Origin of the sequence: Peribacillus sp. NPDC101480, from assembly GCF_050277335.1 — a bacterium.
In the GTDB taxonomy this organism is placed as follows: domain Bacteria; phylum Bacillota; class Bacilli; order Bacillales; family DSM-1321; genus Peribacillus.
Genome location: NZ_JBNNSB010000001.1, coordinates 172028 through 195215 on the forward strand (window position 1 = coordinate 172028; position 23188 = coordinate 195215).

Annotated in this window: 28 protein-coding genes, 1 pseudogene and 1 riboswitch; of the genes and pseudogenes, 22 read left to right on the top strand and 7 right to left on the bottom strand. The window is 39.3% G+C overall.

Translation table 11 applies throughout. The annotated features are described in order from the left end of the window. Positions 1–123: 123 nt before the first annotated feature. The 3 genes from ACQKMF_RS00910 (at position 124) to ACQKMF_RS00920 (ending at position 3871) form a co-directional block, all read left to right on the top strand. A complete protein-coding gene (locus ACQKMF_RS00910; protein WP_427572389.1) occupies positions 124–1950 on the top strand; it encodes an APC family permease in 1827 nt (608 codons plus the stop codon). Positions 1951–2215: 265 nt separating this feature from the next. After that, on the top strand, positions 2216–3070 hold the full coding sequence (locus tag ACQKMF_RS00915) for a RhaT/GlcU family sugar-proton symporter (protein WP_101223334.1): 855 nt from the start codon (positions 2216–2218) through the stop codon (positions 3068–3070). 15 nt (positions 3071–3085) lie between these two features. After that, positions 3086–3871, top strand: coding sequence for an SDR family oxidoreductase (locus ACQKMF_RS00920; RefSeq protein ID WP_101223333.1), 786 nt, complete (start codon positions 3086–3088; stop codon positions 3869–3871). 66 nt (positions 3872–3937) lie between these two features. On the opposite strand, the gene ACQKMF_RS00925 is transcribed toward ACQKMF_RS00920, so the two are convergent. Continuing rightward, positions 3938–4483: an NADPH-dependent FMN reductase gene (locus ACQKMF_RS00925; protein ID WP_101223332.1), complete on the bottom strand. Its 546-nt coding sequence runs from the start codon at positions 4481–4483 to the stop codon at positions 3938–3940. A 423-nt stretch (positions 4484–4906) separates the two neighbouring features. On the opposite strand from ACQKMF_RS00925, the gene ACQKMF_RS00930 reads away from it, so the two are divergent. From ACQKMF_RS00930 to ACQKMF_RS00960, 7 genes are all read left to right on the top strand, one after another. Then, a complete protein-coding gene (locus ACQKMF_RS00930; RefSeq protein WP_402939767.1) occupies positions 4907–5374 on the top strand; it encodes a GNAT family N-acetyltransferase in 468 nt (155 codons plus the stop codon). A 139-nt stretch (positions 5375–5513) separates the two neighbouring features. Continuing rightward, a riboswitch (SAM riboswitch) is annotated at positions 5514–5625 on the top strand. A gap of 256 nt (positions 5626–5881) precedes the next feature. Beyond that, positions 5882–6904, top strand: a complete 1023-nt coding sequence (locus tag ACQKMF_RS00935; RefSeq protein ID WP_427571369.1) for a methionine ABC transporter ATP-binding protein — start codon at positions 5882–5884, stop codon at positions 6902–6904. 13 nt (positions 6905–6917) lie between these two features. After that, entirely contained in the window at positions 6918–7568 is a 651-nt protein-coding gene (locus tag ACQKMF_RS00940; RefSeq protein WP_053537357.1) for a methionine ABC transporter permease, read from the top strand. Positions 7569–7589: 21 nt separating this feature from the next. Then, the gene (locus tag ACQKMF_RS00945; protein ID WP_101223329.1) at positions 7590–8462 is read left to right on the top strand and encodes a MetQ/NlpA family ABC transporter substrate-binding protein; all 873 of its coding nucleotides are present in this window, start codon (positions 7590–7592) and stop codon (positions 8460–8462) included. 87 nt (positions 8463–8549) lie between these two features. Next, entirely contained in the window at positions 8550–9752 is a 1203-nt protein-coding gene (locus ACQKMF_RS00950; protein WP_427571372.1) for a M20 family metallopeptidase, read from the top strand. Between the two features lie 194 nt (positions 9753–9946). After that, the gene (locus tag ACQKMF_RS00955; protein WP_076372309.1) at positions 9947–10153 is read left to right on the top strand and encodes a Fur-regulated basic protein FbpA; all 207 of its coding nucleotides are present in this window, start codon (positions 9947–9949) and stop codon (positions 10151–10153) included. Between the two features lie 25 nt (positions 10154–10178). Next, the gene (locus tag ACQKMF_RS00960) at positions 10179–10373 is read left to right on the top strand and encodes a Fur-regulated basic protein FbpA (RefSeq protein WP_101223327.1); all 195 of its coding nucleotides are present in this window, start codon (positions 10179–10181) and stop codon (positions 10371–10373) included. Between the two features lie 15 nt (positions 10374–10388). Here the strand turns inward: ACQKMF_RS00960 and ACQKMF_RS00965 are convergent, their stop codons facing one another. Together ACQKMF_RS00965 and ACQKMF_RS00970 are read right to left on the bottom strand one after the other, a co-directional pair. Next, on the bottom strand, positions 10389–10982 hold the full coding sequence (locus tag ACQKMF_RS00965) for a dienelactone hydrolase family protein (RefSeq protein ID WP_427571375.1): 594 nt from the start codon (positions 10980–10982) through the stop codon (positions 10389–10391). A gap of 131 nt (positions 10983–11113) precedes the next feature. Beyond that, a complete protein-coding gene (locus ACQKMF_RS00970) occupies positions 11114–11509 on the bottom strand; it encodes an SRPBCC family protein (RefSeq protein ID WP_427571377.1) in 396 nt (131 codons plus the stop codon). 183 nt (positions 11510–11692) lie between these two features. Between ACQKMF_RS00970 and ACQKMF_RS00975 the strand changes: the two genes are divergently transcribed. The 3 genes from ACQKMF_RS00975 to ACQKMF_RS00985 all read left to right on the top strand — a co-directional run bounded on the left by ACQKMF_RS00975 (position 11693) and on the right by ACQKMF_RS00985 (position 13267). Beyond that, positions 11693–12307: an undecaprenyl-diphosphatase gene (locus ACQKMF_RS00975; RefSeq protein WP_427571379.1), complete on the top strand. Its 615-nt coding sequence runs from the start codon at positions 11693–11695 to the stop codon at positions 12305–12307. 112 nt (positions 12308–12419) lie between these two features. Continuing rightward, entirely contained in the window at positions 12420–12845 is a 426-nt protein-coding gene (gene fabZ / locus ACQKMF_RS00980; protein WP_427571381.1) for a 3-hydroxyacyl-ACP dehydratase FabZ, read from the top strand. Continuing rightward, complete coding sequence (locus ACQKMF_RS00985; RefSeq protein WP_427571383.1) at positions 12845–13267, top strand: NUDIX hydrolase; 423 nt, start codon at positions 12845–12847, stop codon at positions 13265–13267. The genes fabZ and ACQKMF_RS00985 overlap by 1 nt, the downstream gene beginning before the upstream one ends. A gap of 72 nt (positions 13268–13339) precedes the next feature. Here the strand turns inward: ACQKMF_RS00985 and ACQKMF_RS00990 are convergent, their stop codons facing one another. Beyond that, on the bottom strand, positions 13340–13921 hold the full coding sequence (locus tag ACQKMF_RS00990; RefSeq protein WP_054399715.1) for a TIGR00730 family Rossman fold protein: 582 nt from the start codon (positions 13919–13921) through the stop codon (positions 13340–13342). A 315-nt stretch (positions 13922–14236) separates the two neighbouring features. Here ACQKMF_RS00990 and ACQKMF_RS00995 point away from each other — a divergent pair, with 315 nt between their 5' ends. Then, on the top strand, positions 14237–14686 hold the full coding sequence (locus ACQKMF_RS00995; protein WP_101223321.1) for an NUDIX hydrolase: 450 nt from the start codon (positions 14237–14239) through the stop codon (positions 14684–14686). Between the two features lie 57 nt (positions 14687–14743). Here ACQKMF_RS00995 and ACQKMF_RS01000 read toward each other — a convergent pair whose 3' ends face one another. Continuing rightward, positions 14744–16147 carry an NCS1 family transporter gene (locus tag ACQKMF_RS01000; RefSeq protein ID WP_427571385.1) on the bottom strand — a complete coding sequence of 468 codons (1404 nt, stop codon included), beginning with the start codon at positions 16145–16147 and terminating at the stop codon, positions 14744–14746. Positions 16148–16538: 391 nt separating this feature from the next. On the opposite strand from ACQKMF_RS01000, the gene ACQKMF_RS01005 reads away from it, so the two are divergent. The 3 genes from ACQKMF_RS01005 to ACQKMF_RS01015 all read left to right on the top strand — a co-directional run bounded on the left by ACQKMF_RS01005 (position 16539) and on the right by ACQKMF_RS01015 (position 18167). After that, positions 16539–17036: a hypothetical protein gene (locus tag ACQKMF_RS01005; RefSeq protein ID WP_427571387.1), complete on the top strand. Its 498-nt coding sequence runs from the start codon at positions 16539–16541 to the stop codon at positions 17034–17036. 171 nt (positions 17037–17207) lie between these two features. Then, positions 17208–17438 (top strand): hypothetical protein, encoded by a 231-nt coding sequence (locus ACQKMF_RS01010; protein ID WP_427571389.1) that lies wholly within the window; start codon positions 17208–17210, stop codon positions 17436–17438. A 42-nt stretch (positions 17439–17480) separates the two neighbouring features. Next, positions 17481–18167, top strand: a complete 687-nt coding sequence (locus tag ACQKMF_RS01015) for an MBL fold metallo-hydrolase (RefSeq protein ID WP_427571391.1) — start codon at positions 17481–17483, stop codon at positions 18165–18167. Between the two features lie 315 nt (positions 18168–18482). On the opposite strand, the gene ACQKMF_RS01020 is transcribed toward ACQKMF_RS01015, so the two are convergent. Continuing rightward, entirely contained in the window at positions 18483–18953 is a 471-nt protein-coding gene (locus ACQKMF_RS01020; protein WP_402939733.1) for a hypothetical protein, read from the bottom strand. Between the two features lie 305 nt (positions 18954–19258). Between ACQKMF_RS01020 and ACQKMF_RS01025 the strand changes: the two are divergent. Continuing rightward, a pseudogene (locus ACQKMF_RS01025) lies at positions 19259–19366 on the top strand (YjcZ family sporulation protein); the annotation flags it as partial. 100 nt (positions 19367–19466) lie between these two features. On the opposite strand, the gene ACQKMF_RS01030 reads toward ACQKMF_RS01025, so the two are convergent. Then, on the bottom strand, positions 19467–20855 hold the full coding sequence (locus ACQKMF_RS01030) for a PLP-dependent aminotransferase family protein (RefSeq protein WP_427571393.1): 1389 nt from the start codon (positions 20853–20855) through the stop codon (positions 19467–19469). Positions 20856–21039: 184 nt separating this feature from the next. Here ACQKMF_RS01030 and azlC point away from each other — a divergent pair, with 184 nt between their 5' ends. The 4 genes from azlC (at position 21040) to ACQKMF_RS01050 (ending at position 23051) form a co-directional block, all read left to right on the top strand. Beyond that, the gene (azlC, locus tag ACQKMF_RS01035; RefSeq protein ID WP_230178092.1) at positions 21040–21795 is read left to right on the top strand and encodes an azaleucine resistance protein AzlC; all 756 of its coding nucleotides are present in this window, start codon (positions 21040–21042) and stop codon (positions 21793–21795) included. Then, complete coding sequence (locus tag ACQKMF_RS01040) at positions 21792–22124, top strand: branched-chain amino acid transporter permease (protein ID WP_137020649.1); 333 nt, start codon at positions 21792–21794, stop codon at positions 22122–22124. Before azlC ends, ACQKMF_RS01040 begins: the two co-directional genes overlap by 4 nt. 62 nt (positions 22125–22186) lie before the next feature. Then, positions 22187–22648, top strand: a complete 462-nt coding sequence (locus ACQKMF_RS01045) for a PaaI family thioesterase (protein WP_427571396.1) — start codon at positions 22187–22189, stop codon at positions 22646–22648. Then, positions 22623–23051, top strand: coding sequence for a hypothetical protein (locus ACQKMF_RS01050; RefSeq protein WP_427571398.1), 429 nt, complete (start codon positions 22623–22625; stop codon positions 23049–23051). Before ACQKMF_RS01045 ends, ACQKMF_RS01050 begins: the two co-directional genes overlap by 26 nt. Positions 23052–23188: the final 137 nt, after the last annotated feature.

Here is a 23188-nt window from a genome sequence, read left to right on the forward strand (position 1 = left end):
CAAAAAAATTGATGTCTACAGGTCTATTTAGCTATGACTTGTAGGCATTTTTATGTTTCGTCTAGTTTTTTGCTACAGCTGGGTAACATAAACTTATAAATTAACTATGGTGGTGAAATCTTGATGTTATCTTCTATAAAGAGGTTCTTGATTGGGAGACCTTTAAAGTCAAATGCACTTGGTGAACAAAAGCTTAACAAAACAAAGGCTTTGGCGATATTATCTTCTGATGCTTTGTCTTCGGTTGCATATGGGCCGGAGCAAATATTGATCGTCCTGATCACGGTCGGTGCTGCAGCATTCTGGTATTCCATCCCTATCGCGATCGGAGTATTGATCCTCTTAACTGCTTTGATTTTGTCTTATAGACAAATCATTTTCGCTTATCCGCATGGCGGGGGGGCCTATGTGGTTTCAAAAAACAATTTAGGAGTCAATCCAGGGCTGATAGCTGGAGGATCTTTATTGGTAGATTATATATTAACTGTGGCTGTAAGTGTCTCTGCAGGTACAGATGCAATCACGTCCGCTTTTCCTGGCCTGCATTCCTATAATGTCGTCATTGCCATCATATTCGTGATTCTACTTACAATCCTGAACCTTCGGGGGGTTACGGAGTCAGCCTCTGTTTTGGCCTATCCGGTGTACCTATTCGTTTTAGCCTTGTTCATCTTGATCGGTGTTGGAATTTACAAGATTTTAACAGGAGGAGTTTCACCTGAATTGCACACATCAATCGGGACTCCGGTAGCGGGCATCAGTTTATTTATACTGCTAAGAGCATTTGCATCAGGAAGCTCCGCCTTGACAGGAGTAGAAGCAATTTCCAATGCAATCCCGAACTTTAAAGATCCAGCCCCGAATAATGCTGCGAAAACTTTAATAGCGATGGGTTCATTGCTAGCTGTATTATTTTCAGGAATCGTATTCTTAGGCTATTATTTAAGCATTGTTCCCAGCGCAGAGGTAACTGTCGTCTCCCAGATTGCTGAAGAGATCTTTGGACGGAATTTCATGTATTTCTTCATTCAAGGTACGACTGCCCTGATCTTGATACTTGCGGCCAATACTGGCTATTCGGCTTTCCCTCTGCTTGCGGTAAATCTTGCGAAGGATAAATTCATACCAAGGGCGTTTACGATCAGAGGGGACCGATTAGGGTATTCCAATGGAATCATCATACTGGGACTTGCATCCATCATCTTGATTGTCGCATTTGAAGGACATACTGAAAATCTCATTCCGCTTTATGCAGTAGGGGTATTCATTCCATTTACGTTGTCCCAGACTGGCATGATCGTTAAATGGGTTCGCGAAAAGCCAAAAGGCTGGAAGATGAAATTAACCATAAATTCAATTGGTGCCATAATTAGCTTTATCGTCACGATGATATTCTTTTTAACCAAATTTACTCAGGTTTGGCCTGTTTTGATTTTTTTACCTATCATCATTTTAATTTTTCATCGGATTAACAAGCATTATGAAGCAGTTGGTGACCAACTAAGGATTACAACATGCGAGCCGATCTTACCAATTGAAGGAAATATCATTATCGTACCTGTGGCAGGTATAACTCATGTGGTTGAGAACTCTTTAAATTATGCAAAATCGCTCTCAGCAAATCAGGTCATTGCCGTTTATGTTGCTTTTGAAAGAGAAGATGAAAAGAAATTCGGAGAAAAGTGGAAAAAGTGGCAGCCGGATGTCAGACTCGTTACACTGAATTCTTATTATAGAAGTATCATTCAGCCACTAACTAAATTTGTGGATACAGTTGAACATAAGGCGAGTGAATCCAATTATAAAGTTACGGTGGTCATCCCCCAATTCATTCCGAAGAAGGGCTGGCACAATATACTTCATAACCAATCAAGTTTACTGATTCGCGCCTACTTACTTTATAAAAGAAATGTGGTTGTAACGACAGTGCCATATCATTTGAAGAAATAAGTTCCATATCTATAACTGGAAGCAAACCTGCATAAGGTTTGCTTTTTTTATAATCTTATAAAGGGAAAGACCGCAGTACAGCTGTCTTTTCTCCAACTAAACGCTCCCGATATTATTAGCATCGGAAGCCTTCTTTGTGTTGAACACTATTTTTGCAAAAATACTTCATAAAATTACCAAGGGTCAATTCAAATAAAGCGAACATATTAAAAAGAAGACAAAATGAAATTTATTAGCTTTGAACTTACATATATGGGGGTTGAATATGGATATATTATTAGCTCTCTTGCCGGCACTATTCTGGGGAAGCATCGTTTTATTTAATGTGAAACTCGGGGGTGGGCCATATAGTCAAACACTGGGTACAACCATTGGCGCATTGATTTTTTCAATAGGTGTTTATATTTTTGCCGATATTAAGTTGTCATTTCTCGTGTTTGGAGTCGGGGTTGTCTCTGGATTGTTTTGGGCCGTTGGACAAGCTAATCAGCTTAAGAGCATTGATTTAATGGGAGTATCCAAAACGATGCCGATATCTACTGGAATGCAGCTCATTTCAACGACTTTATTCGGGGTCATCGTTTTTAACGAATGGTCCACAATGAAAGCGATCATTTTAGGCGTCTTGGCATTAGTTTTCATTATTATAGGAATCGTCTTGACCTCACTGGAGGATAAAGAATCAAAAGAGGGCAAATCGGGAAACTTGAAGAAAGGAATTGTTATTCTCCTCATCTCGACATTCGGTTATTTGGTTTATGTGGTCGTGGCCCGTCTTTTCGATGTTGATGGATGGTCAGCGTTGTTCCCTCAAGCGATAGGGATGGTGATAGGCGGTCTGTTATTGACTTTTAAACATAAACCGTTTAATAAATATACGATTCGCAATATCATTCCGGGATTGATATGGGCTGCAGGGAATATGTTTTTATTCATATCCCAGCCCCGTGTGGGAGTGGCCACTAGTTTTTCCCTTTCGCAAATGGGCATTGTCATCTCAACTCTCGGCGGGATCATCATTTTACGTGAAAAGAAAACGAAACGCCAACTAATTGGAATCATAATCGGAATTATCTTGATCATCATTGCTGGGATTATGCTCGGGATGGCAAAAAGTTAATTGGAGGGTGATTAAATGTATACAGATTTAGAAGGTAAGGTCGTTGTTATAACCGGTTCATCCACTGGTTTAGGGAAAGCGATGGCCATTCGCTTTGCCAAGGAAAAGGCAAAGGTCGTGGTTAATTATCGCACTAAATCAGAGGAAGCGGATAGTGTAATGGAGGAAATCAAAACAAATGGCGGGGAAGCAATTGCAGTAAAAGGCGATGTCACCGTTGAAGAAGATGTGATTAATCTTGTTCAATCAGCGATAAAGAATTTCGGGAAACTCGATATATTCATCAATAATGCAGGAATTGAAAATCCGGTTCCGTCTCACGAGATGCCGTTAAGCGACTGGAATAGGGTAATCAATACCAACTTAACGGGAAATTTCTTGGGCTGCCGTGAAGCTATCAAGTATTTTGTCGAGAACGACATTAAAGGGAATGTTATAAACATGTCCAGTGTACATGAGATGATTCCCTGGCCTTTATTCGTTCACTATGCAGCAAGCAAGGGCGGGGTGAAGCTGCTTACGGAGACACTGGCTCTTGAATATGCACCAAAGGGAATCCGTGTGAACAGCATTGGTCCTGGAGCCATCGCCACGCCAATTAATGCCGACAAGCTTGAAGATCCCGAAAAGAAAAAGGATCTTGAAAGCATGATTCCGATGGGGTATATCGGAAAGCCTGAAGAAATTGCTGCGGTTGCTGCATGGCTGGCATCTTCAGAGTCCAGTTATGTAACGGGCATCACTCTATTCGCTGACGGAGGAATGACGAAATACCCTGCATTCCAGGCGGGAAGAGGATGAATTTTGTTTAATGATGCAAAAAGACTCCCAGCAGGCTCAAACCTGCTGGGAGTCTTTTTTTAAGCATTAACGAGTATGATGATTATACCAGCTAATGAAATTATCGACGACCGTATCGATAAACTGGACAGTCGACTCATGTGTAAGCCTGCCTTCGTTATCGATTTTGTCATGCACTGCACCAACATATACTTCATTCCCTGGAAGGAGTGGGGAGGCGATGCCTATTGCGAATAAGATTTCACGCAAATGCAATTGAGCTTTAACCGTTCCTAATTGCCCCATTGAAGCACCCATGATCCATGATGGTTTGCCGATCAAGACTTTATCGACACGTGATAACCAATCGATTGCATTGCCCAATACACCTGGAATCGTACCGTTGTATTCAGGAGTTACCCACAAAACTGCATCTGCTTCGGCCACTTTGCTTTTAAATTCTTTTACAACTGATGGAGGGTCATTTTCAATATCTTGATCATAAAAAGGTAAATCCCGAATGTTCAATATTTCAAGATCGAACCGATCTTGATATCTAGATTGAATATATTTGGCAAGCTTAAGGTTGTAAGACTCTTTACGGATACTTCCCACTATTGCAACAACTTTCATCTTCAATACCTCCAATGATTTTTATAATGGATAATCATGTAAATGTATTCCACTTACCTATTATAATTGGAATGTAAATGAAAGGGAAAAAGGATGCTTGGGAAAAAGTTGAGTTAGAGCTTAATAAACAAATTCCTCTCGAACATTCATTCACTTAGGGTTACCCTGCAAAGTTAGACTCGAAAATTAAATAGATTTGTTTGTGCCAATCCAATCCCCATTACTAGAACTCACCAAACAATATTGCATTTGTTTTTAATTTAATATTATGGCCATTCCTATAGGGATTAAGGAAAAATCCTTTCAGAGAAAATGAAATAAGACGCTTGAAAAAGTAAATAATGAAATATCATGAAGACCGTAAGTGAAATGTGTTTTTTTTGCTTGAAAACTATTTCACTAAAATGACAGGAGAGGATGAAGTTGATCTTTCGTACCATTGATACGGACAAAGATAAAGATATTATCGTTAAATTCAGGAAAGATTCCTTTGTTGTAAGTTTTGGATCTGAGGCAGGTTTTGGAGATGAAAATACATATCTGCAACGAATGGAAGAAAGGGTCCGCAAATTCCCGGGGGGACAGGTGATCATTGAAAAGGACCAAGTACCGATTGGGCAAATGGAACTTCGAATTCGGGCGTATGAAGGAACTGAGATCGGCTATGTAGATTTATTTTATCTTATTCCCGGATACCGCAGTAAAGGCCTTGGCAAGGAATTGGTTCGCTATGCAGAAAACTTTTTCGGGCGATTTAATGTATCCGAATATCATTTAAGGGTTTCTCCGGATAATCAAAGGGCGATTCGCTTATATAAGAATTCAGGCATGATGAAGATAAGGGAAGAAAATGAAATATACCCAGTATGGAGAATGGGCAAATCATTATAGAATATAAAATTTAACTATATTAATATAATTAAAAAGCGTCAATCACTATACTGTGAAAATATTTTAACCGATGAAAAATAGGGTTGACTTTAGAGAAATTAGAATATATAGTGAAGGACATAATTAAATATAACGTTAATTCTTATCAAGAGATGTGGAGGGACTTGGCCCTATGATACCTCGGCAGCGGGTTTTTACTTTTGTAAAAATACTGTGCTAATTCCAACGGACGAAAGTTTGAAAGATAAGAAGGAGCTTTTCTTAGATAATTAATTTAAGAGTTTACTCTTTTTTATGTCTAAAGAGGCCTCTTCTGTCTGATGACGGAAGAGGCCTCTTTTGTTTATTCAAAATGTATATGGTTATTAGGAAATTTGGTGCAATTACTCATGAGTTTCGCAGATTTACTCGTGAGTTTCGAATTTAACCCTATCATTATGAAGCGTTGCAAAGCTCTTCTCTCTGGATAATGAATTCGTACAAATAAACAACATGGGGGGAGATTGGATGATTGAGTTTCAAAATGTTAAAAAGGTATATCAAACAAAGAAACAGACTGTCGAGGCTTTGAAGGGCATTAATTTGACAGTGGAAAAGGGGGATATATTCGGTGTAGTCGGTTATAGCGGGGCCGGGAAGAGTACGTTGATCAGGTTGGTCAATTTGCTTGAACATCCTTCAGATGGTTCGGTGATTGTTGGGGGCAAGGATTTAACCAAATTGAGCGCGAAGGAATTGCGGGCAGAAAAGAAAAAAATCGGGATGATCTTTCAGCATTTCAATTTGCTAAACTCAAAGACCGTTTTTGATAATATCGCCATGCCGCTGATTTTATCGGGAACCCCTGGTAAAGAAATCAAAAAGCGGGTAGGCGAGCTGTTGGAGTTCGTTGGCTTATCGTGCAAAGCAAAGAGTTATCCGGAACAATTATCCGGCGGTCAAAAGCAGCGGATCGGCATTGCGAGAGCATTGGCTACCAATCCATCGATCTTATTGTGTGATGAAGCTACCTCGGCATTGGATCCGCAAACAACGAGTGCTGTTCTGCAGCTCTTAAAGAAAATCAATAAAGAATACAATATTACCATTCTACTAATCACTCATGAGATGTCTGTCATTCGGGAAATTTGCAATAAGGTAGCGGTCATGGAGGGCGGATGCGTCGTTGAACAAGGTTCGGTTTTCGAAGTTTTTGCGAAGCCGCAAACGGATATTGCAAAAAACTTCGTGAGAACGGTCATACATGACGAAATTCCACAAAGTTTCCTAAAAAGCATAGGGTCCCATATCCCGATTATTTGGAAAATTAATTTTATTGGGACTACTTCGGGTACTCCTTTGCTTTCAACCATCTCGAAGAAATATGATGTTCATTTAAGTGTTTTATCAGCCAATATTTCTGAAATTCAGGAAACGCCTTTCGGGAATTTGATCATCGAAGTGACCGGGAATAAAAATGAGGTGGACAAGGCTTATCAGTATATTAAAGATGAGGGGATTCTCGTCCAGGAGGTGCAGATAAATGGGTAATACGCTTTGGGGAATGGAAATAACGGCAGATCAGCTGTCGACAGCTTTCGGTGACACACTTTATATGGTAGCCATCTCATTGGTATTTTCCGGATTGATTGGTCTTCCGCTTGGTATCCTGCTTGTCATTACAAGAAAGGGCCATATCCTGGAGAATAAATGGGTCTTTAATGTATTGAACCCGATCATCAATATATTGCGGTCGGTTCCTTTCATCATCTTGCTAGTAGCACTTATTCCGTTTACCAGAATGATTGTAGGCAGTGCGATCGGAACGAATGCGGCCATTGTTCCGCTAATCTTTTACGCGGCTCCTTATATCGCCCGGCTTGTGGAGAACTCCCTGTTGGAAGTGGACAAAGGGATCATCGAGGCAGCTCAGGCGATGGGGGCGACGACATGGCAAATCATTTATCGTTTTTTGATTCCTGAGGGACTTAGTTCGTTGATCCTTACATTTACAACAGCGACAATCGGGCTTGTTGGATCTACGGCCATGGCAGGTGCCGTCGGTGCAGGCGGGGTCGGAGATTTAGCTTTGGCTTACGGTTATCAAAGGTTTGATACGATGACGATGATCGTCACAGTGGCGGCGCTCGTGATCATCGTTCAATTACTGCAATCCACCGGGAATTTTGTTTCAAGAAAAATCAGAAGAAGATAAAAATAACAGGAGGTAGGAGAAATGAAGAAAATCTTATTAACGATCATAGTATTGGCATTGGCCATCTTGTCTGCAGCATGCGGGAAAGAAGAAGGTGCATCAGGCGGTTCGGATGATGTGAAAACAGTAAAAGTCGGTGTCAGCAGCGGGGATACAAGAACATGGGAATACATTGTCGACATAGCGAAAGAGGAAGGGCTTAATATTGAACTGGTCACTTTCAATGATTATATCCAACCGAACCTTGCTTTAAGTGAAGGTGAAATTGATGCCAATTCATTCCAAACGGTCGCATACTTCGATGAATTCGTTCAAGACCAAAATCTGAAATTAGAGGCCATCGGGTCGACTGTCATTGCTCCTATGGGCCTTTATTCGAAAAAACATAAAGATCTCAAGGATCTTCCGGATGGCGCTACGATTGCCGTTCCGAATGAAGCAACGAACTTTGGCCGTGCACTGCTTCTTCTTCAGGAAGCTGGATTGATTACATTGAAAGAGGAATTCAATGGATCGGGATCATTGGAAATCATTAAGGAAAATCCGAAAAACTTGAAAATCCAACCTGTTGCTGCCGGCAATACACCGCGTCTATTGGATGATGCCGATGCTTCAGCCATCAATAATAACTTTGCCGTCGAAGCAGGCCTTACTTTAAAAGATTCTTTATTCCATGAGAGTAAAACGGCGAAACCATATATTAATATCATTGCAGTTAAAAAGGGTAATGCCGATCGTCCTGAGCTGCAAAAATTAGTGGAGCTTTATCAATCGAAAAAAGTGGAAGCGTTCATTGAAAAAACGTTTAAAGGAAACACCATTCCTGCATATGTTTCTGTAGATGAATTAGTGAATTACCAGGATGCTTGGACAAAACCAGCTAATGAAAAATAATGATTCAGATTCAAAACGAGTGAAGGAATGCCGGATGGATTCAAGATGCCTATCCGGTTCCTTAAACCAAAAAGGGGAGATAAGAATATGGCGAGAGAATTAGTGCAGAAGCAGCATCAGCAGATCATTGAAGATCACATCGACTTTCATTCCAAATTATATATCGAAACGAGTCAAGCCATTCATGCTAAACCCGAAATTGGGAATCAAGAGTTTTTCGCTTCGGATACATTAACCGGAATACTTCGAAATGAAGGATTTGAAGTAACCCGCAATATTGCCGGGCATGAAACAGGGTTCATCGCCAAAAAAACCTCTTCAAAGAAAGGTCCCACAATTGCCTTTTTAGCCGAGTATGATGCATTGCCGGGTTTAGGCCATGCTTGCGGCCATAATATCATCGGCACAACGAGTGTTGCAGCGGGCATTTCCTTGGCTCAAGTGCTGGAGGAAACGGGCGGAGAGGTGATTGTTTTCGGAACACCGGCAGAAGAGGGCGGGCCGAATGGAAGCGCAAAAGGCAGCTTTGTGAAGCACGGTCTATTTGATGGGGTTGATGCGGCAATCCTTATCCATCCCGGCGGGCAAACGCGTGTCACAAGTCCATTTCTGGCAGTCGACCCCCTAGATTTTCATTTTTACGGGAAGTCAGCACATGCAGCAGCAGCACCTGAAGAAGGCGTGAATGCACTTGACGCGGTGATTCAGCTGTTCAATGGCATTAATGCTTTGCGTCAGCAGCTCCCGGCCGAGGTCAAAATTCACGGAATCATCACCAATGGCGGGGAAGCTCCTAACATCATTCCCGAATATGCTTCAGCCAGATTTTACATTAGAGCAACAACATGGAAACTTTGCCAAGAGGTATCCAATAAAATACGTGCTGTTGCCGAAGGGGCAGCACTTGCCACAGGAAGTACGGTTAAAGTTGAACGTTTCCAAAATGAAGTACTCGATTTTGTCATTAATCCAGTTCTGGATGAACTGTTAAAAGAAGAGCTCTCTCAATTAGGGGAAGCAGTGGGTCCTCGAAAAGAGAGTGGCTTTGGCTCGACGGATGCAGGTAATGTAAGCCATGTAGTGCCGACAGCACATCCTTATATAAAAATTGGCCATGATGAGCTGATTGCCCATACGAATGAATTCCGCGACTGTGCCAAATCTCCTGCTGGAGACAAAGCCATCCTGACCGGAGCAAAAGCGCTTGCACTTACAGGTTATAAACTGATTACGGATAAAGACCTGTTGGATAAAGTGAAAGCAGCATTTCATGAAGCGAAGCAAAAATAAATAAGATGTACGAAAAAAATTGTTGACTGCGGATCACAGAGTTAGTATTATAAAAACAATAATACCAAGTAATTTAATAAGGATTATAGGTTAATTGACCGGAAAACCGGAGACTTTTCTTTCATGTAAAGAGGTGTCTTCGGTTTTTTTTTGTGAATGGGCAAGTCGAAAGATTATCAAAAGGAGGATTTAGCATGGGGATATTATTACGTAAAGCCATTGAGAAAAAAAGAAACTTCCTGATAAACAAGTTGATTAACAAGGGAATTTATAAAAAGAATGACATCCATCTTTTTGAATTAACCTTAACCGATTTAGAGAATGAATATATTAAAATAAGCAAAATCGAAGAGAAGGAATCCGACGATCATTCCCCCTGTCTAAGGATACATTTCATATAATATCAGAATAAAAGGAGAGGGTGAAATGAGGAAGAGTGTGGAAGAAAGGCGGAAGGAATTAATCTTTAAACTTATGATCCATACTGTAAATAAGACTGTGGAACAGCTTATGAAGTTAACCTTAAAAGAATTGGAAACAGAATATAAAAAGGTTCAAAATGAATGTCATCCCCATAGTGATGCGGGTTCGATACAATGGATCAATACAAAACGGCATTAGGTTGAATGTGTAACCTCAATGTTGCATAAAAAATTTCATCATTTTGCTAACGGCAGCCTGGGCTGATTCTGCATGATATTTTGAATTGTAAGGATCACTGAATCCGTGTTCTCCGTTGAATTTATGAACCTCGACATTCGTTCTTTCTAAAACTGAAATTAACTCGTCCACATTAAATGATGGCTCTTCTAGTGGGAAAAATAGCAGTGCGGGGCATCGTGGCGCCAATTCTGCATAATTCCTAATACGCGAACCGTAGTATCCAACAATTCCATCGACACACTCTTCCTCACTGCACAGCCAAGCTACAGTTGCCCCTGCACTGAATCCAAGAATGAAAATCTTTTGGTATTCATCTTTTATATCCAATACTATATCCTTTATCTTATATGAAGCACCCGTGAAACCTACGTTCTCCATGAAATGTCGATAAGCAGCATCCTCTTGGGAATAATCAAATGGCATCTCGCGGTCTAACAAATCCGGACAGATCACATCAAAACCTTGTTTTGATAATAACTCACAATAACCCTGCATATGTTGATTCAGTCCATATATTTCGTGAATGACAATGACGACAGTATCGGACTTTTTCTGTATGTGCAGCATTTTTTACCTCCTTATGCGAATTTCTTCTATTATAAATACAGCCGTCTCCCTTCAGACGCTATATACGAAGGGGGATAGCACCGTTTTTTAATAAACATGGAAATGAACTAGGTTCTCTTTCAAATGAATGATTAGGTATAGGGAAGTTCTTTTCCTTCTAAACATGCTTTTAAGTTAGCCAAACTAAGTTCATATCCGTTCATGTTAATGGATACTCTAGTGCCTTCGGATTCTGGGAATATTTCAAAAGTGAAAACGAGTTTATCCGAATCCGAAGAATAAGAAAACCTTTCGCAAGGGATTATCTCTTGGATTGTAAAGCTCATTGGGATGCTTTCATTCTCTTTAAGATTGTTATGTGCACTAGGCATTAATACGAAGATTGCCTTCTCTCCAACCTGGAGCTTAGGAATATTCCATTTTGAACCCGGGGCATACCATTTTGAAATGATTTCATCATTCGTGATCGCATTCCAAACCGTATCTTGGTTTTCATGAATTAGAACAGAGTTCCTATCATTATTCATTTGACTAACCTCCGTATTTTTCTTGGATTATATAGAAAGTTCAGGAAATATACAAGACCCCACCAAGCTTCTTTAACCGGGTGACAATATTGTAAGACGGCAGCTTAAACTGTTAGGAAGAACGATGGCGATATATTTTCTTTCTCTTTAATATGTAAGAAAAAGAGGAAGGTTGGGTATGAAATGGACTTTTTTGAGTTGAATACCAATGTATTCAGAATGATCAATGACTTAGGGAAACAGTACGATTATTTAAACCCTTCTGCCATTTTCATTGCCGAGTACATGGTATTTTTATTAGCTTTGGCAGTCATCGTAATATGGTTCACTCGAAATGAACAGAGTAGGATGATGGTTGTTTGTGGGATGATTACGTTTGTAATAGCTGAAGTGATGGGGAAAATGGCAGGGAGATTACATCATAATAATCAGCCATTTGCCGAATTGGCCAATGTTAATCAGTTAATTGAAAAAGCAGTGGATAATTCATTTCCAAGCGACCATACCATCTTGTTTTTCTCGTTTTGTGTATCTTTTTGGCTTTTCAAAAGAGGATGGTGGTTGTTATGGATCATGCTGGCTTTCCTTGTTGGCATTTCCCGTATTTGGGTAGGTGTCCACTTTCCGGCGGATGTGCTGGCAGGAGCAATACTGAGCACCATTTCAGGATTGGCGGTTTACCTTGTTGTTCCTAAAATAAGCGTGATTCATAAACTATTAGGGGGATATGAGAGGTATGAACAAATGGTTCTATCCCCGTTAACTAAATCGAAGGAAAAAAAATCAAAGGATTTGTAAGCGAAAACAGGGTTGCTCAGGCAGCCTTTTTTTTATAATACAAAAATATCCATATGATGATTCTGATGGTAAAATTAAGTAAAAGCAATCCATCGCAATGGGGGACTTAATATTGATTAATATTCAAGAAATCAAAGACATTATCAGGCATCGCTATCCATTTCTTTTAGTTGATAGAGTTTTGGAACTGGAAGAAGGAAAGAGGGCGGTGGCCATTAAAAACGTAACGGCAAATGAAGAGTTTTTTTCTGGTCACTTTCCCGATTACCCAGTGATGCCAGGTGTGTTGATCGTGGAGGCATTAGCACAGGTAAGTGCTGTTGTCATGCTTACAAAAGAAGTAAATAAAGGGCGGATCGGGCTTTTGGCCGGGATCGATGGATGCCGTTTTAAAAGGCAAGTAAAACCAGGGGACCAATTACGTTTAGAAGTGGAGATTACTCGCTTGAAGGGTCCTATCGGTAAAGGAGTAGGAAGGGCTACTGTCGAGGGGGAAACTGTATGCGAGACAGAGCTCATTTTTGCTTTTGGTGATTGATGGTGATACCGATAAAAAAAGCTTACGGGTATGTGACAAGAATCAATAATGGAGAAATACAGGTATTGGTTTTTCAACATCCCATTAAGGAAGCGGGCATACAGATACCTAAGGGAACAGTGAAGCCCCAAGAAGATGCATACCAAGCAGTGATTAGGGAAATGAAAGAAGAAACAGGTCTGGAAAAATTTCATGTGGAGAAATTAATTGCAGTAGATTTTTGGGAGAACGCAGATGGTGCCATACATAATAGATATTTTTATCAAATAATTGTATCGAATGTTCCTGATGAATGGGACCATCAGCCGACGGGTGGAGGAGATGAAGAGGGACTGACATTCCACTTTTTCTGGATTTCATCCCAACATGAAGTCCAACTTATTAAAGGGCATGGAGATTATTTAAACCGGATATTTACCTAACCCTTTAGTGCGCAGCATCTTATCACAAGCGGCCAAGATCATTATTGATCTTGGCCGCTTGTTTTTTAATGATCAGGTTTGTTTTTCGGTAATGAAAGTTTTTACGGTTGGCGGTTCATATGTAATGAATTGATCAAGAAGTCCATTTGGTTCAACATCCACCAGCGCCATGGAACGGAACTTTTCATGCAGGAACTGTTCGTCGGACATGTGGTTGAATAAAGCGACCAAAGGATCATAATAGTGATTGATATTTAAGAGTCCGCAAGGTTTTTGATGAAGACCAAGCTGAGCCCAAGTGAAAATCTCAAAGAATTCTTCCAATGTTCCTGGCCCGCCTGGCAAGGCCATGAACCCATCTGCAAGCTCAGCCATTTTTGCTTTTCTTTCATGCATGGATTCCACGACGATCAGTTCGGTTAAATTCTTATGTGCTATTTCCTTTTTTTCTAGAAAATCTGGCATTACGCCAATTACATTTCCGCCTGCTTCCAAAACGGAATCTGCAACTGCACCCATGATCCCTACACTTGAGCCCCCATAGACAAGGGTAATCTTACGTTTTGCAAGTTCCGCACCCAGTTTTTTAGCCTCTTCTACATAGATAGCAGATGCACCTTTGCTCGATCCACAAAATACAGCTAGACTTTTCAAAATATCACATCTCCCATTTAGTAATCTTCCTTTCTTATCATACAAAATTCAAGGGGATTTGTTAAACTTGAATTATCTAACTCACGAGTAAATAGCGCAAACTCACGAGTAAACCAGTGAAACTCACAAGTAAATAGCTCGAACTCACGAGTAAATAGCGCAAATTCACGAGTAAAACAGTGAAATTCATGATTAAACAGCGCAAACTCACGTGTATATCGCGCAAACTCACGTGTATATGCTCAAACTCACAAATATTTCGCTCAAACCCATGAGTAAACAAGCACGAACTAACGATAAAGGGGTTCTTAATAAATGTTTAAGTATACAGTCTGTTTTGTAAAGAAGAATAATGAACTTCTCATGCTTAACCGGGAGAAAGCTCCAATTATGGGTGTTTGGAACGGGGTGGGAGGCAAAATCGAGAAAGGTGAAACGCCCGATATAGGTGCACAGCGTGAGGTATTTGAGGAAACTGGGATAGAGGTGGAGCCTTTTTTTTCTAAAGGAACGGTAACCTGGGAGACTCCAGAAGGTGAAGTGGATGGAATATATGTATATTTGTATATGGCGGATGAGGATTTAATATATGAAACACCGAAAAAAACGCGGGAAGGCATTCTTGATTGGAAATCCATTGATTGGATACTTCATCCACTTAATCTCGGAATTGCTGAGATGGTCGCACAGTACTTGCCGGTATTAATGAAAAAAGAAGGAGACTATACATTCACTTACAAAAATGGTCAAATATATAATTCCTGAAATCAACATTACTTAAAAAGGGATACTGCCATTTTGAGCAGTATCCCCTTCAATAAGTTAAAACTCATTCTCGAATATCGTCCCCTTTTTGAATCTTGAATCCTTAAAGGCGAACTTCATCAGAATAATATAGGCGATGCCTGCCACAATAACGCCGATGATCCAGGCAAGCTCGACTTTAATAAAGGCAGCGCCGGCACCGATAAGCATGGCGAGCAGTGCGCATGGATTATATCCTGCAAATGGCCCGTCTTCTCTGTACAAATCGGCAACATTCATTTTTTGCTTTCTTAATATATAGTATTCGACTAATAAAATCGAAACGATCGGACCTAAAAAAGCGGAATAAATCAGAATGAATAAACCAAGGCCCTTCGCCGAAGAATCCTGTACCAGCACCCAAGGGAATGAGCAAAAGGCAAGAACACCGGTTATGATAACGGCAACCTTATATTTCAACTTTGTAAGCAAAGTAATCACATATGTTGGCGGAATAATATTGGCAACCATATTTACCGCAATTGCACCTATGACGATAAATGCCGAAACGCCTACTGTGATATAAGGATTATCCACCACAATGGCAAACGCCTTAACTGGATTGGAAATGCCGGTAGCGGAAGCGAGCATTACACCGATTGTCAGTACGAAGCCGTATGCTAGTAAAATGGGCGAAAAATACAAAAATCCTCGTTTTGCATCACTGATGCCAGACTTAAGCTCTCTTGAATAGTCCCCTGCGCTTAAAAAGATAGCCGCATAGTTTCCTAAAAACATCATGATGAAAGCAAAGAACGGCAAGCCCCAAGAGCCTTCAGCGTGTACCCATTTTTCCGCGATGACCTCGCTATGTGATGTAAGAAGAATACCAAATACATAGACAAGCGCCAGCATGATAACAATGGATGCAAGCATTTCCACCCATTTGATGGCATGGAAGCCATATAGCGAAAGCAAAATTTGCACCAATTGAATCGCGACAAAGCAAATGACCGTATTATCAAAAGCACCACCCGTAATGATCTTTACGATTTCGTTTAAGGCAGTACCGCCAATCCAACTTTGAAAACCGTACCAGATTATGGCCGGAATACCACGCAAAAGTGATGATATGATGGAGCCTTTCATCCCGAAGGACATTCTGAGCTGAACAACATAGGGAATACCGGTCCTGTATCCAATCCTATCATTTAAAGCGAAAATCACGGAAATGATAGCGATGGCAATGGCAGCTGCGGTAAATGTCTGAAGAATATTCAACGTAGCGGTTCCCGCTACGACCAAGCTTGCCCCAAGTGTCATATTCCCTAAATTGACGCCGTCCCCGATCCACATGAACGTATAGGATATCGGGCCAACCGTCCTATCTTCTTTTGATCTCGGCTTCAGAGATTCATCCAAATCCGCAGCATGGTGGAACTCCGCCTCTTCTAAAGCATGGCTTTCTAGATATGTAGACAATTTACACTCAACTCCTATTCATAGTGTGTTATATGATATGACTATTGATGTGATAAAAACTAACATGAGAAAAGTATACAGGTTTCGCATTTAGGAATCATTAGAAGAAGTGTGAAATTTCAGATATTATTTTGTGCTTTTTAACTAAATGAAGGTCAAATGAACTCTTGTTCTGCTGTATCGTGATTTGTTTGCAGTAAGTAAGGTTGCTGCGGCAGCCCTTTTCGGGAAAAACGACGCAGCATAGGTAAGATTAAGCATTGAAATTCATTGAATAGAAGTGATAAAATTGTTATATCAGTGTGTAGAGATATTGGTCTTTTTTATTGACCAAAAATATATGTCTCACGATACGTCTGCCATCTGAAATATTTTTAATGGGGATGATCATATGCACGATGAAACAAGATTACCGCGAAATGGAAAAGACTTTGTATTATTTTTAGCGATTATATCAATACTTTCAGTCAACATTATTGCACCACTTATTATGGGATTTAAATTTGGATTCAGTAAAGAAGTGTATTTTGAAACCTTACGAGTAATTCCATTTGTATGGATTTGTGTCATTTTATTAGTAACACTTGTTGTAAATCCTCTGGTTAATAAACTCGTACAAAAGTTTATTGAACCTACGGACGGTTTTAATGCAAGAGTGTTATTCACGATATTATTCAGCGTAACCATCCTGTCCATTTTACTGACGGTTATCGGATCTTGGATTGGCATGAGAGAAATTAGTATGGAGCCGATTCAGACGTTCTTTTATGAGTGGCCACGTAACTTTTTCATCGCATTTTGGGTTGAAGTACTGATCGCACAGCCGATAGCAAGACTTGCAATGATAAAATTACATGCAAGTCAGGCCCGGAAAGCAGTAAATGCGTAACATTCAAATAAATTAAAAGCCCATATAGCCGACTGGTTTTATTAAAAACCAGTCGGCTTTTTCGTGCAGAAAAGCGGGGTAATTAATGAAGAAATTTCCATTTTTCACACAATGAAAAGCTGTCAAATGGTATGATTAAATAAAAAATTGTACTTAAGGGGAAATAATTTCTTGAAAATAGTTAAAATCATCTTAGCAATAATTGTAGTTGCTTTATATGCATATCAGCTAATTACTGGAAGTGTTGAGTTGATGCCATATTCTATGTTGTTTCTCGCGGTAATTATGTTAATAACAGGATTAGAGAAGCCTCAAAAAGATAGAAAAGGAGGTTTTTTGAGGTACGTTGTTGTCTCATTATTTCTTTTCTTGGTATCCATGCTGGGTTTCTTAATGAACTAAAACGTGAGCTACTATTACCTCTTTAGTAGGTGAGGAGGAAAAATGAAGATAATAGAACTGCCGATTGAATTTGAATTTAATGGACAAAAAAATCACATAAATCCTAGCTTGATTATTTTGAAGAATGAACTAACCTTGGTCGATACAGGGTATCCTGAATTTTTACCTTTAATTGAAAATGAAATTATAAAAAGTGGTTATGAAATGAAGAATTTAAAGAATATAATCATTACTCATTATGATATTGATCATATAGGCTCCTTATATGATTTTAAGGAAAAGTATCCTTTGATTAACATTATGGCAAGTAAAATTGAATCAAAATATATTAGTGGTGAAATGAAGTCAGAGAGATTGGTTCAAGCCGAAGAAATGCTGAGAAATATGCCAAATCAAGAAATCGAATTCGGAAAATGGTTTATACAACAATTAAAGAATTTGAAGCATGTTTCAATTGATGAAAAGGTACATGATGGTGATTTGATTTTAGATAACGAATGCAGGGTAGTAGCAACACCAGGTCATACTTCAGGGCATATTTCATTATATTTTCCAAGTTTAAAAAGTGTAATAGCAGGTGACGCAGCTGTTATAGAGAATCATGAATTGGTCATTGCTAATCCGCACTTTTGTTTAAATGTCGAGGAAGCAGAACAGTCCTTAAGAAAGATTAAAGATCTTGAAGCTGTAAATTACTATTGTTATCATGGTGGGACATTCACTTTATAATTGGGTTTTGCTTAAGATTGGGGCTGTCTTTAGGCAGCCTTTTCTTATGAGCTAAAGGGGCAGGATAGTTAAGGGCTAGAAATGAAACCCCCATCTAAACCAGGAAGGGGGTATATGTGTTGAAGTTTTAAAATTAAATAACTTATTGTAATCTTGACATTTCTTTATTGCGGGCGGTGACAGCTTCGCTGGTACTACCCATTTATACAGAAAAAACCGAACTTTTTACAGTTCGGTCAAGCAAAGGTGGGGGAATATATCCTTTGGAATCTATATTGTTTGCTAGTTTGAAGATTTTTGTAGAATCATAATATATTAATAATTCTGCTGTTCACTTCCAATAGGAAATGAAACCCCCATAGTTCGTAAAGCTTCTTTTGCTTGATTTAAATAGGATTCCGCTTGTTCTTGCCATTTGATAATCACTTTAATAAAGGCTATATATTCAGGTCCTGCGTTTTCCTCCATTACTTTTAATCCTTCATGTACTTTTTTATCTTGGGTTTCAGCGTTTATTATACAAGCTGTCATTGTTTCTACAATGGTTTGCTGTTGCTCGCCATTTTTTAGTCTTTGGGCTGACCCCACTGCGGTTACACGGTGATATGAAGCAGGGATTAGATGGTTATGCATCTCGCGACTTCCTTTTAAATCTTTGGTTTCGGGTATATGGAAAAGCTCACTGCTCATGGCACATACCATTTCTTCAGCATATAAACTTTGATGTAACACATATAAAATAGGTTCCCAGTTGTTTACTCGATAATAATAATCATTCGGATACAAAAAAACATCTCCTCTTTCAGTACATTTTATCGTTATAATTTAGGATTGAAATTAATGAAATTGTGTTTTCCATCATATGTTTATTAATGTTGTCCAGTTCAAATAATAATGCAAAGGTTAAACATGGATAACTTATTCCTAGATGTCAACTGAATATGTACCTTTGGCCTATATGAGAAAATACATATAAATCCAACATTTTATCCTCTGAACAGAGATGGAGACTATTGGTGTCATCTTCCTGATTAGAGCATAAGATGATATTACCCATTTATTCCTCCTTAAAAAAAAGGAGATGTTTCTATATGTCAGGTTGTGAACATGATTTTGACCGCGGTTTTGGATTTGGTGGAGGTTTCGCTTTTATAGTCGTTTTGTTTATACTCTTAATCATTGTTGGGTGTAGTTGTTTTTAAGGCGGGAAAGGGCGGCTTCTGCTAAAAAAGTATAAAAATGCCTGACCGTATTTGGTCAGGCTTTTTATATTTAATCTAAGTATCATCAATTTTTGAATCAGCCTAGATACTGCTTTAATATATCTAATCCTATTTTTAACTCATCGAATGAGTTTGTGGAAGAAAGTGCAATACGCAAATACATATCAGGGGTGGTCTGCCCGCTTTGAAAACGATTGGAATGGAATACCCGAATACCGCGCCTTTTCAAATCCGTTTCCAGCTGTAACGCATCGTTATGTCCTTTAATTGGAAGCCAACGATAAAGACTGAGAGGATGTCCAACATCCATTCTTAAAGGAAAATATTCCGAATAAATATCATTTGCAGTTTGTGCAAGCTGTTTCTTTTGGAAAACAATTTCATGAGCCTTTCCTGATAGGATTAACTCTGTGATAACCTCTGCATCAAAAGAAGAGGTCTTTACATTAATGTTGAAAATGGCTTGGGCAATTTTCTCGCGAAAGGCCTCCCCATAAACCATATAGGCAACTCTTAATCCAGAACATATTGACTTAGAGGTGCCGCAAATATAAACGCTCTGTTCCGGAAGCAAGTGGAACATCGGCTGCCGGTAGTCGGAGATAATGCCTGCAGTCAGAAATGCATGAATATCATCCTCAATCAAAATTAAACGATGCTTACGGATGATCGCAGCTAATTCCTGCTTTCGAAAATCTGACATCATGACTGTAGTTGGATTGTTGCAAGAGGGCATCAGGAAAATGCCGTCAATATTTGTTTGAGAACACTGCTTTTCAAGTTCATCTGGCAGCATTCCATAATGGTCTCCGGGAATGGGCACTAACTTAATATGAAACATCTTTGCCAGCTCGATAAAGTTTGAATATGTGTATAAGTCGGTTGCAATTCTATTACCAGGCTCAAACAAAGCTGCCAAGGCTATGGCCAATGCATTTTGGGCACCGGAAACGATTGCAATATGCTCTTGATCCGCGTGAATGCCGAAAGATTCCATCCAGTTTAGAGCAGCTGTTTTTTGATGTGGAATACCAGTCGGGTCGTTGTAATTCAGCAGATGCTCCAAATAACTTTTGTTCACAGTTTTTTGTAAAGTTTCTGAAACAATATCATTGGTTTGCTCAAAAGATGCCACAAAACCAAGATCAATGCTGTTTGCCGCTTTATCCGCGGAAATGGTTATGGAACGAGTGGCATTAGGAGCCACAAAGGTTCCGCTTCCCGTAACAGCATATATCAATCCCTTTACTTCACATATTTTGTAGGAACGAGTAATCGTGGTGAAGTTTAAGTCTAGAAAATCCGCCAATTCTCGTTGTGGGGGCAACTTGGTTCCAGGCGCTATAAAACCATTTGTTATATCTTGTTCAAGTAATGAAGCAAGAGATTTATAAAAAGGACGCTTTAATGCTTTCTTATCAGGTTTCCAAGACATTGGATAATTGTCAAATGAATTTACGGGCATAGTTCACCTCTACTATCATATTCCATACAATCATAACATTTTTTGTATGGAACTCTAATGGATTTGAGCTGGCTTTAAACGAATATAAGGTGATAAGCCTATCAGTCCGCCCGTTTTATGAAATGTGCGAATTTTATTTTAATTGTAATCCATACAATTAACTTGTTTTTTGTACGGATTTTGTATGTTAAGTTTAAATAAATTTAGTCATCAGGATGTGAATTATATGAAAAAAAGAACTCAAATGCTAACTGCATTTCGTGCGGCTTTTCCGTACACAGTGCCCATTTTGGCAGGCTTTTTATTTCTAGGCATCGCTTATGGAATCTTTATGAATTCATTAGGGTTCAGTGCGATTTACCCGATATTGATGAGTCTAACAATATTTGCAGGATCGATGGAGTTTATTGCAGCCAATTTATTGCTTGTCGCGTTCAATCCGATTAACGCCCTTTTTCTAACATTAATGGTGAATGCACGGCATTTGTTTTATGGCATATCAATGCTGGATAAGTATAGGGGGACCGGTAAGAAAAAGCTGTATCTGATTTTTGGGCTTTGCGATGAGTCTTTTTCCATCAATTGTACCGTTGATGTTCCGAAGAATGTAGACAAGGGCTGGTTTATGTTTTTCGTGACAATGCTCAATCATTGCTATTGGGTGATAGGATCAACGATTGGCGGTATTTTTGGCTCTTTTGTCAAATTCAACACAGAAGGACTCGATTTTGTTATGACGGCTCTCTTTGTAGTGATTTTCATTGAACAATGGATGAAAGAGAAAAAACATCATAGTGCTCTCGCTGGGCTTGGGCTGTCAGCTGTCTGCCTTATTATTTTTGGCGGAAGCAATTTCATCATCCCTGCCATGTTTGCCATTTTGGGGGTACTCACCTTACTTAGAAAGCCGTTAGAGAAAGTTGAGGTGAGAACCATATGACAATGACTTTAACGCAGCAAATCATTACAATCGCGATGGTTGTTTTAGGCACAATGCTTACAAGATTTCTTCCCTTTATCGTTTTCCCATCAGGTAAACCTACACCGAAGTATGTACAGTATCTTGGTAAAATGCTGCCATCTGCAGTAATTGGGCTTTTGGTCATTTATTGTTTAAAGGATGTGAGCTTACAATCCGGAAGTCACGGCATCCCTGAATTTATTGGGGTGGCTGTAGTTGCCCTGCTTCACCTTTGGAAGAAAATGATGCTCCTCTCCATAGCGGGGGGAACGATTGTCTACATGATGCTGGTTCAATTGGTTTTTTAAATTGATAATAATCAGCTCAACCAATTCATGTCACAATTATATGGTATTGGAAGGGGCAGGTAATGGTGAAGAAGCAAATTGATGAATATCAAATTTATGAAAAACACTATGAACAAATTCATGAGCAAGTGAAAAACGATCCGTATGCAAAGTCGTTAGGAATTCAGTTAACAAAATTCGAGGCAGGTTTTGCAGAAGCAACGTTAGAAGTGCAAAGCACTATGGTAAATGCATATGGAACTGTTCACGGGGCAGTTATTTATGCTGTAGCAGATCATGCTTTTTCCGCAGCCTGTAATGCCTATGGAAAAACATCATTAGGACTTTCGACAACCATCCAGTTTATTGAATCAGCTAAACCCGGAGACAATGTAGTAGCCCGTGCAACTGAAGTCAAACGAAACTATCGGACAGGATTTTATCGATTAGACGTCTTGCATGAGCAAAACCTGATCGCGACCATGGAGGCAGTGTCATACCGTAAGGACCATTATTTTATTGAACTTGATGATGAACAAGATTAATCAGTTTAATAGTTTACGAGCAGAGCTGTCTTTAAGACAGCTTTTTCTAATTGAGGTAAAGGGGCAGGGAAATCCGGTAACTTTATTTGGAAACTATGTTAAGATTGGGGTATTGATTTTTGAAAGGCGTTGGAATATGAGTCAAGACAATCCAAAAACAAAGATATACCTCTGGCTATCTGTTACGCTTTTACTCTGTGGAATTGTTTCTTGGATTCCTTATTTGGTCTTTAAAATTGAAGTATCTTACGGGATGCTAACATTTGTTCTTAACCCAATTGGAGTAATATTAGGTTCATTTTCAAACAATAGATTAATAGCCTTTAGCAATTTATTTATGGTCTTTAGTTTTATTCCTGTTATGATATTTGTATATCTAACAAAAGGGTACATTCCTATGTGATTGGCAGGGGGTTTTTTGACACTCCATCAAACGTTATATAGAAGTAATAGATGCAAGAGCAGTAAATCAGATCTGTCATCTATATAGGTTTAGTTATGTGAAAATGATACTCCATCTAAAAAATAATAAAGAAAAAG

Coding starts and splice junctions, on each gene's coding strand:
- ACQKMF_RS00920 (WP_101223333.1), top strand. CDS start 3,086: ATGTATACAGATTTAGAAGGTAAGGTCGTTGTTATAACCGGTTCATCC.
- ACQKMF_RS00940 (WP_053537357.1), top strand. CDS start 6,918: ATGGAAATAACGGCAGATCAGCTGTCGACAGCTTTCGGTGACACACTT.
- ACQKMF_RS00960 (WP_101223327.1), top strand. CDS start 10,179: ATGAGGAAGAGTGTGGAAGAAAGGCGGAAGGAATTAATCTTTAAACTT.
- ACQKMF_RS01015 (WP_427571391.1), top strand. CDS start 17,481: ATGAAGATAATAGAACTGCCGATTGAATTTGAATTTAATGGACAAAAA.
- ACQKMF_RS00915 (WP_101223334.1), top strand. CDS start 2,216: ATGGATATATTATTAGCTCTCTTGCCGGCACTATTCTGGGGAAGCATC.
- ACQKMF_RS01030 (WP_427571393.1), bottom strand. CDS start 20,855: ATGCCCGTAAATTCATTTGACAATTATCCAATGTCTTGGAAACCTGAT.
- ACQKMF_RS01005 (WP_427571387.1), top strand. CDS start 16,539: ATGCACGATGAAACAAGATTACCGCGAAATGGAAAAGACTTTGTATTA.
- ACQKMF_RS00945 (WP_101223329.1), top strand. CDS start 7,590: ATGAAGAAAATCTTATTAACGATCATAGTATTGGCATTGGCCATCTTG.
- ACQKMF_RS00955 (WP_076372309.1), top strand. CDS start 9,947: ATGGGGATATTATTACGTAAAGCCATTGAGAAAAAAAGAAACTTCCTG.
- ACQKMF_RS00965 (WP_427571375.1), bottom strand. CDS start 10,982: ATGCTGCACATACAGAAAAAGTCCGATACTGTCGTCATTGTCATTCAC.
- azlC (WP_230178092.1), top strand. CDS start 21,040: ATGTTAAGTTTAAATAAATTTAGTCATCAGGATGTGAATTATATGAAA.
- ACQKMF_RS00985 (WP_427571383.1), top strand. CDS start 12,845: ATGGTGATACCGATAAAAAAAGCTTACGGGTATGTGACAAGAATCAAT.
- ACQKMF_RS00910 (WP_427572389.1), top strand. CDS start 124: ATGTTATCTTCTATAAAGAGGTTCTTGATTGGGAGACCTTTAAAGTCA.
- ACQKMF_RS00925 (WP_101223332.1), bottom strand. CDS start 4,483: ATGAAAGTTGTTGCAATAGTGGGAAGTATCCGTAAAGAGTCTTACAAC.
- ACQKMF_RS01040 (WP_137020649.1), top strand. CDS start 21,792: ATGACAATGACTTTAACGCAGCAAATCATTACAATCGCGATGGTTGTT.
- ACQKMF_RS00995 (WP_101223321.1), top strand. CDS start 14,237: ATGTTTAAGTATACAGTCTGTTTTGTAAAGAAGAATAATGAACTTCTC.
- ACQKMF_RS00950 (WP_427571372.1), top strand. CDS start 8,550: ATGGCGAGAGAATTAGTGCAGAAGCAGCATCAGCAGATCATTGAAGAT.
- ACQKMF_RS00975 (WP_427571379.1), top strand. CDS start 11,693: ATGGACTTTTTTGAGTTGAATACCAATGTATTCAGAATGATCAATGAC.
- ACQKMF_RS01045 (WP_427571396.1), top strand. CDS start 22,187: ATGGTGAAGAAGCAAATTGATGAATATCAAATTTATGAAAAACACTAT.
- ACQKMF_RS00935 (WP_427571369.1), top strand. CDS start 5,882: ATGATTGAGTTTCAAAATGTTAAAAAGGTATATCAAACAAAGAAACAG.
- ACQKMF_RS00970 (WP_427571377.1), bottom strand. CDS start 11,509: ATGAATAATGATAGGAACTCTGTTCTAATTCATGAAAACCAAGATACG.